This window comes from Rhizobium sp. Leaf371, assembly GCF_001424045.1.
In the GTDB taxonomy this organism is placed as follows: domain Bacteria; phylum Pseudomonadota; class Alphaproteobacteria; order Rhizobiales; family Rhizobiaceae; genus Ferranicluibacter.
This window is the reverse complement of the sequence record NZ_LMQB01000001.1, coordinates 791,225-804,393: the sequence shown is the minus strand read 5'-3', so window position 1 is coordinate 804,393 and position 13,169 is coordinate 791,225. Positions and strand designations below refer to the sequence as shown.

At 65.0% G+C, this 13,169-nt stretch carries 11 protein-coding genes; 7 read left to right on the top strand and 4 right to left on the bottom strand.

Annotation, left to right across the window (positions count from 1 at the left end):
* Positions 1–10: 10 nt before the first annotated feature.
* Entirely contained in the window at positions 11–850 is an 840-nt protein-coding gene (gene cysE / locus ASG39_RS03565; RefSeq protein WP_062592832.1) for a serine O-acetyltransferase, read from the bottom strand.
* 264 nt (positions 851–1,114) lie between these two features.
* Positions 1,115–1,894: an alpha/beta fold hydrolase gene (locus tag ASG39_RS03560; RefSeq protein ID WP_062592830.1), complete on the bottom strand. Its 780-nt coding sequence runs from the start codon at positions 1,892–1,894 to the stop codon at positions 1,115–1,117.
* 275 nt (positions 1,895–2,169) lie between these two features.
* On the opposite strand from ASG39_RS03560, the gene ASG39_RS03555 reads away from it, so the two are divergent.
* Complete coding sequence (locus ASG39_RS03555) at positions 2,170–2,415, top strand: zinc-finger domain-containing protein (RefSeq protein ID WP_062592828.1); 246 nt, start codon at positions 2,170–2,172, stop codon at positions 2,413–2,415.
* A gap of 15 nt (positions 2,416–2,430) precedes the next feature.
* Entirely contained in the window at positions 2,431–3,630 is a 1,200-nt protein-coding gene (locus ASG39_RS03550) for an FAD-dependent monooxygenase (protein WP_082476890.1), read from the top strand.
* 13 nt (positions 3,631–3,643) lie between these two features.
* Here the strand turns inward: ASG39_RS03550 and ASG39_RS03545 are convergent, their stop codons facing one another.
* Entirely contained in the window at positions 3,644–4,840 is a 1,197-nt protein-coding gene (locus ASG39_RS03545) for a cystathionine beta-lyase (RefSeq protein WP_062592826.1), read from the bottom strand.
* A 374-nt stretch (positions 4,841–5,214) separates the two neighbouring features.
* Between ASG39_RS03545 and ASG39_RS03540 the strand changes: the two genes are divergently transcribed.
* The 5 genes from ASG39_RS03540 to ASG39_RS03520 all read left to right on the top strand — a co-directional run bounded on the left by ASG39_RS03540 (position 5,215) and on the right by ASG39_RS03520 (position 12,047).
* Positions 5,215–6,243 carry an amino acid ABC transporter substrate-binding protein gene (locus ASG39_RS03540; protein WP_062592824.1) on the top strand — a complete coding sequence of 343 codons (1,029 nt, stop codon included), beginning with the start codon at positions 5,215–5,217 and terminating at the stop codon, positions 6,241–6,243.
* Positions 6,244–6,347: 104 nt separating this feature from the next.
* Complete coding sequence (locus tag ASG39_RS03535) at positions 6,348–7,559, top strand: amino acid ABC transporter permease (protein ID WP_062592822.1); 1,212 nt, start codon at positions 6,348–6,350, stop codon at positions 7,557–7,559.
* A 1-nt stretch (position 7,560) separates the two neighbouring features.
* Positions 7,561–8,715 (top strand): amino acid ABC transporter permease, encoded by a 1,155-nt coding sequence (locus ASG39_RS03530; protein WP_062592820.1) that lies wholly within the window; start codon positions 7,561–7,563, stop codon positions 8,713–8,715.
* A 14-nt stretch (positions 8,716–8,729) separates the two neighbouring features.
* Positions 8,730–9,500: an amino acid ABC transporter ATP-binding protein gene (locus ASG39_RS03525; RefSeq protein WP_062592818.1), complete on the top strand. Its 771-nt coding sequence runs from the start codon at positions 8,730–8,732 to the stop codon at positions 9,498–9,500.
* A 300-nt stretch (positions 9,501–9,800) separates the two neighbouring features.
* Positions 9,801–12,047, top strand: a complete 2,247-nt coding sequence (locus ASG39_RS03520; protein ID WP_082476888.1) for a M10 family metallopeptidase C-terminal domain-containing protein — start codon at positions 9,801–9,803, stop codon at positions 12,045–12,047.
* 62 nt (positions 12,048–12,109) lie between these two features.
* Here the strand turns inward: ASG39_RS03520 and ASG39_RS03515 are convergent, their stop codons facing one another.
* Positions 12,110–12,922, bottom strand: a complete 813-nt coding sequence (locus ASG39_RS03515; RefSeq protein ID WP_062592813.1) for a ferredoxin--NADP reductase — start codon at positions 12,920–12,922, stop codon at positions 12,110–12,112.
* Positions 12,923–13,169 lie beyond the last annotated feature (247 nt).

The following is a 13,169-nucleotide window of genomic DNA, read 5'->3' as shown; positions in this document are numbered from 1 at the left end:
GCGGCCGTCGTCAGATCTCGAAGCTTTTCAGCACCTGGTCCATCGAGCGCGACGGCTCCGAGCAGCCGGCCTCGCCGACCACCCGCGCGGGAACGCCGGCCACCGTCACCTTGGGCGGAACCGGTTTCAGCACGACCGAGCCGGCCGCGACGCGCGAGCATTGGCCGACATGGATATTGCCGAGAATCTTTGCGCCCGCGCCGATCAGCACGCCGTTGCCGATCTTCGGGTGCCGGTCGCTGCCTTCCTTGCCGGTGCCGCCCAGCGTCACCCCGTGCAGGATCGAGACATTGTCGCCGATAACAGCGGTCTCGCCGACCACCAGTCCCGTCGCATGATCGAGAAAGATGCCCTTGCCGATCCGCGCGCCGGGATTGATGTCGGTCTGGAACACCGAGGACGACCGGCTCTGCAGGTAGAGCGCCAGATCGCGCCGTCCTCGCAGCAGCAGCCAGTGCGCCAGCCGGTGCGTCTGGATCGCGTGGAAACCCTTGAAATAGAGGATCACTTCCATGAAGCGGGTGCAGGCCGGGTCGCGGTCGTAGACGGCCTGGATGTCGACGCGCAGAATGCTCGCCCAGTCCGGCCAGTCCGCCGCCATGTCGAGGAAGGCCTGCCGCACGAGGCTGGCGTCGAGATCCGCATGGTCGAGACGCTCGCCGATCCGGTGGATCACGCTTTCCTCCAGCGAGCGCTGGTTGATGATCGTGGAATAGAGGAACGCCGCCAGCATCGGCTCGTGCTCGGCGGCATGGCGCGCCTCGTCCTGCAGGCTGTCCCAGATCGGGTCCATCGTCTTGACGGTCTCGGTCGCGCGCATCTCGATGATCATGTCCGTCCTGGCGACCATGTCGCACTCCTTCACGGCCGCTCTTGCCGGCCGTCTGTATTCCCAGGGCCTGCCTATAGTCCTGCTGGGCTCGGCCCGCAGGGCTTATCAAGCATAGTCTTGTGACAATAGGGCAGTTTGGCTCAAGTTTAAATGGGGGTCGGCCGGAAATGGGCAGACCCGATCCGGAAGGCCTGCGCGCCGGAGGCCCCGCCGCCTCGGCGTCCGCGCCGTTTGCTCAAGGGTCTCGGGCTCAAGGGGTCTCGCGCTCAACGGTTCTCGGGCTCAAGGGTTGTCGGCCAGAAATTCCAGCACCGCCTTCTTGAACACCCGGTCGCCGACGGCCAGCATATGGTCGCGGTTGGGAATGTCGATCGCGACCGCCCGCGGCATGAGGTCCGCCAGCGCCTGTCCGGAGCCGGCGATATCGTCCTTCGTGCCCACGCCGATCAGCGTGGGAACGGCGATCCGGCCCATCTCCGCAGGGGTCAGAAGCGCGCGCGAGGTCGCGATACAGGCGGCCAGCGCCTGCCGGTCGCTCTTCGTCTGGTCGGCGAACAGGCGGAACATTCGCCCGCGCTCGTGGGTGACATCGTCGAGCGAGGGCGCCAGCAGCGCATCGGCGATCGGGTCCCAGTCGCCGACGCCGGTCACCATGCCGATCCCCAGCCCCCCGAGCACCAGCGTGCGCACCCGGTCCGGCGCGTCGAGCGCCAGAAAGGCCGACACGCGCGCGCCCATCGAATAGCCCATGACATGCGCCGAATCGAGCCCGAGATGCGTCAGCAGCGCGCTGGCGTCGCCGGCCATGGCTGGCGGGTGATAGAGCGCCGGATCGGTCGGCTTGCTGCTCGCGCCATGGCCGCGATTGTCGAGCGCGATCACCCGGTAGCCGGCGTCGCCCAGCGTCTTCAGCCAGCCGGGAAAGACCCAGTTGACATTGGCCGACGAGGCAAAGCCATGGATCAGCAGAACCGGGACGCCGTCAGGATTCCCGGCATCGAAAAAGGCGATGTCGAGGCCCTGATGGCGAAAGGTCGAGAATGGTGGCGGCGACAGATCCATCGAAGCGGCTCCTGGGACAGGCGGTAAACGAGAACCCCAAGTGCTGCGCGCAAATCCGGGAGATCGCGACGCGCTTGAAAGGCGGGTCCGTCTCCTTTACGGCCCGCCGCGACGCGGAAAAACCCCGCTCGTGCAAAAAACGCGTCCTCCCCTCGGCAATCGTCTACCTTTTTGCCGCGAACCTCCCTAATATCCGCGCCGACACCGCCCGCGTCGGCCCATCCGGCAGCGCGCACCAGACAGACAGACAGACAGACGAGACAGTGGAGAACGACATGGCCGGGCACGGTATTCCTCATTTCCAGAACGACGGCGGTCACGCGGTGATCGAAGTCGGCGTCAAGGAATTCATGTGCACCGGCGCGTCCGTGCCCTACGATCATCCGCACATCTATCTCGACATGGGCGACGACAACGAAAAGGTCTGCTCCTACTGCTCGACCCTCTTCCGCTACAATGGCACGCTGAAGATGGACGAGACCCGGCCGACCGGCTGCCTGTTCCAGACGAAGGCGGCCTGATCCGGTCCCGGCGGGATGCCCCCTTCCGCACCCGCGTCCGAAGCCCCGCCCACGGATGAAAACGTCTCCCTGACGGTCGCGATCGTGGGGGCCGGCATGGCCGGCCTCACCGCCGCGCTGGCGCTGGCGGCAAAGGGCATCGCCGTCGACATTCTGGAGCGCGCGTCCGGCCTCGATGCGGTCGGCGCCGGTCTCCAGCTTTCTCCCAACGCCACCCGCATCCTCGCCGCCCTCGGCCTGAGCGAGGCGCTCGCCCCCCACTGGGTCGAACCGGACGAGATCCGCCTGGCCGATGGGCGCAGCCTGCGCAGGGTGGCGACCGTTCCCGCCGGCCGCTTCGCGCGAAACCGCTGGGACGCACCCTATGCCGTTGTCTCCCGCGCCGATCTGCAGCGCGCGCTGGCCGACGCCGTTCGCGCACACCCCCTCTGCCGCCTGCATCTCGGCACGCCCGTCGCCGACGCCACGCCCGAAGCCATCGCCCGGCACACCGGGAGACATCCGGACCTCATCGTCGGTGCCGACGGCGTCCGCTCGAACGTCCGCGCCACGATGGGTCTCCCCCCGGCGCGCTTCTCCGGCAACGTCGCCTGGCGTTTGACCGTGCCGCCCGGAAGACCCGTGCCACACCCGTTCGACCCCACCGTCGTCACCGCCTTTCTCGGCCGCAACGCCCATCTGGTCGCCTATCCCATGGGTGCAGGCGGCGGCCTCAACCTTGTCGCCATCGGCAGCGGCCGCGCCGAACAGGCCGACGGCGACATCGCCGCCCGCGACGCGGTGTCCGCTCTCCTGAACGGCTGGAACCCCGCTCTGCGCGATGCGTTGAAACAGGCCGAACCGCTCGGCCGCTGGCCGCTCTACGAGATCGCCGATGGGGACTGGCACGACGGCACCCGCATCCTCATCGGCGATGCCGCCCATGCCATGATGCCGTTCTCGGCCCAGGGCACCGCCATGGCCATCGAGGACGCCGCAGCGCTCGCCGACACTCTTTCCGGCACGACACGTCTTCAGACAGCGCTCGAAACCTTCGTCGCCTTGCGAAAACCCCGCATCGAGCGCGTGCGCGCCCGCGGCGCGTTCAACCGCTTCGCCTACCACGCCGCCGGCCCGCTCCGCCTCGGCCGCAATCTCGTTCTGTCGCTGCGCCCGCCGGAGCGTCTGGCCGAGGATTTCGACTGGCTCTACGCCCATCGCCTCCCCGGCGCCTAGCGCCTGACCGTGCTCAGCGCGTCACGGCCGCAGCCGCCGCGAACCCGGCTTCGAGGTCGCGCCGGAGATCCGGCACATCCTCGAGCCCGATCTGCAGCCGGATGACCGGCCCCTCGGCGGGCTGCTTGCAGATCCTCCGGTCCGACAATCCGACGACGAGCGCAAGGCTCTCATAGCCGCCCCAGGAATAGCCGAGCCCGAAGAAGGACAGCGCATCGAGAAACGCATGCGCCCGCGCCTTCGCCTGCGCCGGATCGGACACCTTCAGAACGATGGAGAAGATGCCGCTCGCCCCGGTAAAATCGCGTTTCCAGAGATCGTGCCCCGGAAAACTCGGCAGCGCCGGATGCAGCACCCGCGCCACGTCCTCGTGTTCCTCCAGCCAGCGGGCGAGATTGAGCGCGCTCTCCTGGTGCCGCTCCAGCCGCACGCCCATCGTCCGCAGGCCGCGCAGGATCTGGTAGCTGTCGTCCGGCGAGCCGCAGATGCCGAGCGTGATCGTCGCCTCGTGCAACTGCTCCCAGTGCTTGCCATTGGCCGACACCGTGCCCATCAGAATGTCGGAATGCCCGCTCGGATATTTCGTCGCCGCATGGATCGAGATGTCGACGCCGTGGTCGAGCGGCTTGAAATAGAGCGGCGTCGCCCAGGTATTGTCCATGGTGACGACGCAGTCCTGCCGGTGCGCGGCCCGGGCGATCGCGCCGATATCCTGCATCTCGAACGTGTTCGACCCCGGCGCCTCCGTATGCACCAGCCGCGTGTTCGGCCGCATCAGGGCCGCGATCCCGGCGCCGATGGCGGGATCGTAATATTCGACCTCCACGCCCATCCGCTTCAGCATCGTGTCGCAGAAATGCCGCGTCGGGAAATAGACGCTGTCGACGATCAGCGCATGGTCGCCCGAGGAGAGAAAGGCGAGAAAGGGAACGGTGACGGCGGCAAGCCCGCTCGGCACGAGGATCGTGCCCGCCGATCCCTCCAGCGCGTCGATGGCCGCGCAGAGCGCATCCGTCGTCGGCGTGCCGCGCGTGCCGTAGGTGTATTTCTGCGCCCGCGTCTCCATCGTCCGCGCATCGGGGAAGAGGACGGTGGACGCCCGAACGACCGGCGGATTGACGAAACCGTGATAGTCCGACGGCGCGTTGCCCGTATGCGCCAGCCGCGTGTTGACGCCGGCACCTGCCAGAAAATCCTTGTCGTCGCTCATCTTACATCCTTGTCTGTCGCCGTCTTATTGACCCGTCGCTGGCCGACCGTCCGCCATGCGCGTTGCGCTTCTTGTCGGTCGGCTTCGCGCCAAAGGTCAAGCCCGGATCGTCAGTCAGAAAGGGCTTACGGGCGCTTCTGCCTCATTTTTCGCCAACACTTTGCACTCGTCATCCGTATCGGCAGATAAAATAAGCAGGCCCGCCGATAATGTTGAAATGGCCTAGAATTTCGGCAACGTCACTTGACCCGTCCGACTTTTACGAATGAGATAGCCCCACTCGCGCCAGGAGGGTGGCGGGGGCGCTTCTTCCGGTTCGTCTCAAAAGGACGCCGGGATGAGGGCGACAGAAAAACAGAAAAAGGGTCTCAAGAATGGCAACAAGAATTCTCCCGATCGTGATCGGCGCTGCGGTCCTGGGCTTCGGCGCCCACGCAGCCTCCGCCGGAACGCTCGATGACGTGAAGGCCAAGGGCTTCGTGCAGTGCGGCGTGAACGGATCCAACCTCGCGGGCTTCGGTGCCCAGGACTCCTCCGGCAACTGGACCGGCCTCGACGCCGACCTGTGCAAGGGCGTTGCCGCCGCCGTCTTCGGCGATGCGACCAAGGTCAAGTTCACCCCCCTCTCCGCCAAGGACCGTTTCCCGGCCCTGCAGTCGGGCGAAATCGACATGCTCGCCCGCAACACGACCTGGAGCGCCAGCCGCGACAGCCAGCTCGGCTTCGATTTCCGCGCCATCAACTACTATGACGGCCAGGGCTTCATGGTGAAGAAGGAACTCGGCGTGAAGTCGGCTCTGGAGCTGAACGGCGCGTCCGTCTGCGTCCAGTCGGGCACCACGACCGAGCTCAACCTCGCCGACTACTTCCGCGCCAACAAGATGGAATTCAAGCCCGTCGTGTTCGAAGCGCAGGACGAAGCCGACGCCGCCTACAATGCCGGCCGTTGCGACGTCTACACCACCGACCAGTCGGGCCTCTATTCGATCCGCCTGAAGATGGCCAATCCGGACGATCACGTCGTTCTCCCGGAAATCATCTCCAAGGAGCCGCTCGGCCCGGCCGTTCGCCAGAACGATTCGAAGTGGTTCGACGTGGTGTCCTTCACGCACTACGCCATGATCACGGCGGAAGAGTTCGGCATCACCCAGGCCAATATCGAGGAAATGAAAAAGACCGAAAACCCCGACATCAAGCGTTTCCTCGGTGAAGAAGCCAACAACACCATCGGCGCCGATCTCGGCCTGCCCAACGACTGGGCCGTCCAGGTCATCAAGGCCGTCGGCAATTACGGCGAAGTCTTCGAACGCAATGTCGGCAAGGGCTCCCCGCTCAAGATCGAGCGCGGCCTGAACGCCCTGTGGAACAAGGGCGGCCTGCAATACGCACCGCCGATCCGCTAAACCACACGCACAGAAGAGGCGGGCCGCGTCCACCGCGGCCGGCCCGCCTCTTCCTCAACGTCTTGAACACCCGGAAAAAAGGGTGACCGACAGGGGACAAGTGAATGGCTGCAAACGACGTCCGCACCGAGGGCGGCGAACACCGACCGTCGGTGTCGCTGATTTATAATCCGGCTTTCCGAAGCATTCTCTTCCAGATCGCGACCGTGCTCATCGTCGGCAGCGCGGTCTATTACGCCGCCCATAACGTCGCGGCCAACCTCGCGCGCAACGGCATGTCCACGGGCTTCGGCTTCCTCAACAGCCGCGCCGGCTTCGACATCGGCCAGACGCTGATCGCCTATTCGCCGGACTCGATCTATTTCCGCGCCCTGCAGGTCGGCCTCCTCAACACCCTGCTCGTCGCCTTCTGGGGCATCATCACGGCCACGATCGTCGGTCTTCTCGTCGGCATCGGCCGCCTGTCGAAGAACTGGCTGATCGCCAAGCTCTGCACCGTCTATGTCGAGGTGTTCCGCAACATCCCGCCGCTGCTCGTCATCTTCTTCTGGTATCTCGGCGTGCTCGCGCTGCTGCCGAACGTCCGCACCATCTTCCAGCATGTGAAGGACAATCCGGACGCCTTCTTCTTCGTCAGCAACCGCGGCATCTATTTCCCGGCGCCCGTTCCCGGCGAAACCTTCGTCTATGTCGCCGCCGTCTTCGCGCTCGGCGTCGTCGCGGCCATCGCCTTCACGCGCTGGGCCGGCGCCCACCAGCTGAAGACCGGCAACCGCCCGCCGGTGCTCCTCGTCAATCTGGGGCTGATCGTCGCGCTGCCGCTCGTCGTGTTCTTCGCGCTCGGCATGCCGATGACGCTCGATTATCCCATTCCCGGCTCCTTCAACATGCGCGGCGGCATGGTCGTCGGGCCCGAGTTCCTGTCGCTCTATCTGTCGCTCTCGTTCTACACGGCCGCCTTCATCGCCGAGATCGTCCGCGCCGGCATCCGCGGCGTCGCCTCCGGCCAGACCGAGGCGTCCTACGCGCTCGGCCTGCGCTCGAACCTTGCGACCCGCCTCGTCGTCCTGCCCCAGGCCATGCGGATCATCATCCCGCCGCTCACCTCGCAGTACCTCAACCTGATCAAGAACTCCTCGCTCGCCGTCGCCGTCGGCTTCTACGATCTCGTGGCCGTCGGCAACACGATCCTCAACCAGACGGGGCGCTCGATCGAGATCATCTCGATCTGGATGCTGATCTACGTCTCGATCAGTCTGATCACCTCGCTGTTCATGAACTGGTTCAACGCCCGCATGGCATTGGTGGAGCGCTGATATGGCCGCTGATATCGCCTACGTCCGCCGCGACGTCCTCCCGCAGGAAAAGCCGCCCACCTCCGACGCCTCGGCTGTCGGCTGGCTGCGCAAGAACCTGTTCGCCACCCCGACCGACAGCGTCCTGTCGCTCGTCGCCCTGCTTGCCGTCGTCTGGTACCTGCCCGGCGCGCTGAACTGGCTGTTCGTCCAGGCCGTCTGGACGGGCGCCGACCGCTCGGTCTGCACCACGACCGTCCAGGGCGGCATCCAGCCGGATGGCTGGAGCGGCGCCTGCTGGGCCTATGTCAACGACCGCTTCGTGCAGTTCATGTTCGGCTCCTATCCGCGCGCAGAACTGTGGCGGCCGCTCGCCGTGCTCGCCCTCGCCGTCGCGCTGCTCATTCCCTTCCTGATGCCGAAGGCGCCGCGCAAGGGGCTGAACGCCATCCTGCTCCTCATCGTCATGCCGATCATCGCCTATGTGCTGCTGCTCGGCGGCTGGTTCGGCCTGTCCTATGTCGAGACCTCGCTCTGGGGCGGGCTCATGGTCACGCTCATCCTGTCCTTCGTCGGCATCGCCGTCTCGCTGCCGCTCGGCATCGTGCTGGCGCTCGGACGGCGCTCGGAAATGCCGATCATCAAGACCGCCTGCGTCTTCTTCATCGAGCTCATCCGCGGCGTGCCGCTGATCACCGTGCTGTTCATGGCCAGCGTCCTTCTGCCGCTGTTCCTGCCGCCCGGCACCAATTTCGACAAGTTCCTGCGGGCGTTGGTCGGGGTCTCCATCTTCGCCGCCGCCTATATGGCCGAGGTCATCCGCGGCGGCCTCCAGGCCATTCCGAAGGGGCAGTACGAGGCGGCAGACGCGCTCGGCCTCAACTACTTCACCAAGACGGCCTTCATCATCCTGCCGCAGGCGATCAAGCTGGTCATTCCCGGCATCGTCAACACCTTCATCGGCCTGTTCAAGGATACCTCGCTCGTCACCATCATCTCGATGTACGACCTGCTCGGCATCGTGAAGGCCAGCTTTGGCGACAGCGCCTGGAGCACGCCGGTCACGCCGATGACGGGCCTCGTCTTTGCAGGGTTCGTCTTCTGGATCTTCTGCTTCGGCATGTCACGCTATTCCGCCTTCGTCGAGCGTCGCCTCGACACCGGCCACAAACGATAATCAGGGGATTGACCATGGCTGCAGCCGCCCAGAATTTGACTGTTTCGTCCACCGACGTCGCCATCGAGATCGTCGGCATGAATAAGTGGTACGGGGATTTCCACGTGCTGCGCGACATCAACCTGAAGGTCATGCGCGGCGAGCGCATCGTCATCGCCGGCCCCTCGGGCTCCGGCAAGTCGACGATGATCCGCTGCATCAACCGTCTGGAGGAACACCAGAAGGGCACGATCGTCGTCGACGGCATCGAGCTCACCAACGATCTGAAGAAGATCGACGAGGTGCGCCGCGAGGTCGGCATGGTGTTCCAGCACTTCAACCTCTTCCCGCACCTGACCATTCTCGAAAACTGCACGCTGGCCCCCATCTGGGTCCGCAAGATGCCGAAGAAGCAGGCCGAGGAGATCGCGATGCACTATCTGCAGCGCGTCAAGATCCCCGAGCAGGCGAACAAGTATCCGGGCCAGCTCTCGGGCGGCCAGCAGCAGCGCGTCGCCATCGCCCGGGCGCTCTGCATGAAGCCAAAAATCCTGCTCTTCGACGAGCCGACCTCGGCACTCGATCCGGAAATGGTCAAGGAAGTGCTCGACACCATGGTGAGCCTTGCCGAGGAAGGCATGACCATGCTCTGCGTCACCCACGAAATGGGCTTCGCCCGCCAGGTCGCCAATCGCGTCATCTTCATGGACCAGGGCCAGATCGTCGAACAGAACGCGCCCGCCGAATTCTTCGACAATCCGCAGCACGAGCGCACCAAGCTGTTCCTCAGCCAGATCCTGCACTAGATCCACGTCGGCCGCGGGCCGGATCGCAAGGACGAAACCAGACCCTCCGGTGAACCCGCCTTCACCGGAGGGTTTTTCTTGGTCAGTTTTCTCCTGGCCCGTTTTCTCTTCACTGGTTTTTGCGTGCGCCGCCGGTCACCGAAACCGCATCGTCCGCACAATGGGGTTGCACGCCCTTAACCCAAGTTGCAGACGCCACCTTGACCCCCAAAGAGCCACCCTGTACCGCTTATCAAGCATGGTCTGTCCGACGGAAACGGACCGCGTTCGAACGCCCGTTTTTCTCCAAGGCACAGCGTCATGACCGGATTGTATACCCCCTCCAAATTGATCGCCAACACCGGCAATCCCCTGATCGACGGGTTGCTCTCGGGCAATGCCTGGAATGCGGCGACGCTGACCTATGCCTTCCCGACCACCACGTCGGCCTATACCTATACGAGCGGGACATATAGGGATGTCGCTCCGGTGTCGCTGGCGCAGCAGAAGGCAGCCCTGTTCTTCCTGGAGCAATCCTCCGGACCGGCGGCCAATGACGGTTTCTCGGTCGAAGGCTTCACGCTCCTGAAATTCGCAGCGGGATCGGCGACGAATGCGACGCTGCGCTTTGCCGAATCCCCGACGGCCGACCCCACCGCCTACGCCTTCTATCCCGGGAACTATGACTCCGCGGGCGACGTCTGGTTCGGCACGGCCTATGCCGGCACGGAATACGACTATCGCTCGCCCAAGATCGGCACCTATGCCTGGCACACGATGGGGCATGAGATCGGCCACGCCCTCGGCCTGAAGCACGGCCATGAGGATGCCGCCCTTCCGTCCAATGTCGACAGTGTCGAATACAGCATCATGACGTACCGCGCCTATATCGGCGCACCGCTGACGGGCTACAGCTACGGGCTCAACGATGCGCCGCAAAGCTTCATGTCGCTCGACATCGCCGCCCTCCAGGCCATGTACGGCGCGGATTACACCGTCATGAACGGCAACACGGTCTATCGCTGGACGCCCGACAGCGGCCAGACGATCATCGACGGCGTGGTCACCATCGCGCCCGGCGCCAACAGGATCTTCGCAACCATATGGGATGGCGGCGGCACCGATACGTTCGACCTCTCCGCCTACAAGACCGCCCTGTCGATCGACCTGCAGCCCGGCAAATACTCGCTCTTCAGCACCGGCCAGACCGCCGACCTCGGCGGCGGCCCGAACAATGGCCACGCCCGCGGCAACATCTTCAACGCGCTGCTCTACAAGAACAACACGGCGTCGCTGATCGAAAACGTGCTCGGCGGTTCCGGCAACGACCGGATCGTCGGCAATCAGGTCCAGAACAAGCTGTTTGGAAACGCCGGCAACGACAAGCTCTTCGGATTGACCGGCAACGACATCCTCGTCGGCGGCATCGGCGCCGATACGCTCGATGGCGGCAGCGGCACGGATACGGCTTCCTATGAGGACGCCAAGGCCGGCGTGCTGGCAAACCTGACGCAGTCGTCGCTCAACACGGGCATCGCCGCCGGCGATGTCTATGTGTCGATCGAGAACCTCACAGGCTCGGCCTACGCCGACAGCCTCATCGGCGACGCCGCCGCCAACGTGCTGAAGGGCGGTGCCGGCAACGACACCCTGTCGGGCGGCGGTGGCAGCGACGTGCTGATCGGCGGCATCGGCGCCGACAGGCTGAACGGCAATGGCGGCTCGGACACCGCCTCTTACGAAGATGCGACCGCCGGCGTCACGGCCAACCTGTTGAACGCGTCGCGCAACACCGGCTTTGCCGCGGGCGATATCTACGGCTCCATCGAGCACCTCACCGGCTCGGCCTTCGACGATCTCCTCGCCGGCAATGCCTCCGCCAATACGCTGCGCGGCGGCGCCGGCCGGGATGTGCTGTCGGGCGACAGCGGCAACGACACGCTCATCGGCGGGGCCGGCGCCGACAAGCTCTATGGCGGCGCCGGCACCGATCTCGCCTCCTACGAGGATGCCACCGCCGGCGTCATCGCCAATCTCGGCAAAGCCTCTGCAAACACCGGCTTTGCGGCCGGCGACACCTATGCGTCGATCTCGGGGCTGATCGGATCGGCCTTCGACGACCAGCTGACCGGCGACACCGGCGCAAACATCCTGATCGGCGGCAATGGTCGCGATAGCCTCAATGGCGGCAACGGCAACGACCGCCTCATCGGCGGTGCCGGGCTGGACACGCTGACCGGCGGCGCCGGGGCGGACACCTTCGTCTATGCCGCCACGCAGGAGTCCGGTCCGTCCTCCTCCGCGCGGGACCTGATCACCGACTTTTCCGGCACCTCCGGCGACCGGATCGACGTCTCGGGCATCGATTCCAATCTCGTCATCGGCGGCGTCCAGCACTTCAGCCTCATCGGCGGCGCGGCCTTCTCGAACACGGCCGGCCAGCTGCGCTACGTCACCCTGTCGACCTCGTCCTTCGTCTATGGCGACACCAACGGCGACGGCACCGCCGATTTCACCATCGCCTTCGACGATGCCGTGACCTTCCGTTCGGACTATTTCATCGTCTGACACGAAAAAGGCCGGAGGGACGATATCCCTCCAGCCTTAAACCTTTCGCAAGACGAACTACCCTACCCGACAAACGCCCGTTCGATCACGAACTCGCCCGGCTTGTTGTTCGCGCCTTCGTTCAAACCGGCCTCTTCGAGCAGCAGCTTGGTTTCCTTCAGCATCTCCGTCGAGCCGCAGATCATGCCGCGGTCGATCGCCGGATCGAAGGCGGGCACGCCGAGGTCGGTAAAGAGCTTGCCGTTGCGGATGAGGTCGGTGATGCGGCCGCGGAACGGAAAATCCTCACGCGTCGCCGTCGCATAGTGGCGCAATTTGTCGCCGACCACGTCGGCCAGGAATTCATGGTTGCGGATTTCCTCGATCAGGTCGAAGCCGTATTTCAGCTCCGCCACATCGCGCGTCGTATGGGTCAGGATGACCTCGTCGAACTTCTCGAAGGTTTCCGGATCGCGGATCAGGCTGGCAAAGGGGGCAACGCCGGTGCCGGTCGAAAACATGTAGAGCCGCTTGCCGGGCGTCAGCGCGTCCAGCACCAGCGTGCCCGTCGGCTTCTTGCGCATCAGCACCTGGTCGCCGGGCTGGATCGCCTGGAGATGCGAGGTCAGCGGCCCGTCCGGCACCTTGATCGAGAAGAACTCCAGTTCCTCGTCCCAGGCGGGGCTGGCGATCGAATAGGCGCGGTAGACCGGCTTGCCCTCGACCATCAGGCCGATCATGGCGAACTCGCCCGAGCGGAAGCGGAAGCCCGCAGGCCGGGTCATGCGGAAGCGGAACAGCCGGTCGGTATAATGCGTGACGCTGGTCACGGTCTCGGCAAACACGCCGGCCGGTACGGTCGCGGCGAAATCCTCGGTCTTGGCCGGAGCATTCATCTGTGCGTCTCATCCTCATGGGGTGCGGCGAGCCGAAGCGCGTCGACGGGAGCGAGCGAAAGGCTGACAGCGCCTCTCAGGTTTTCATGCGCGGAATATTCCAAACCGGCGCCCAAGGAAAGCAATTCCGTTTCAAAAATTGCCCCCGCGGGAGATTGGCGCAGGAGATTGGCGCGGCAGATTGGCAAGCCCTAGGGGATCAGGAGCGCCAGCACCCCTGGCCCGCCCGGACTGCCAGGAAAGGCCT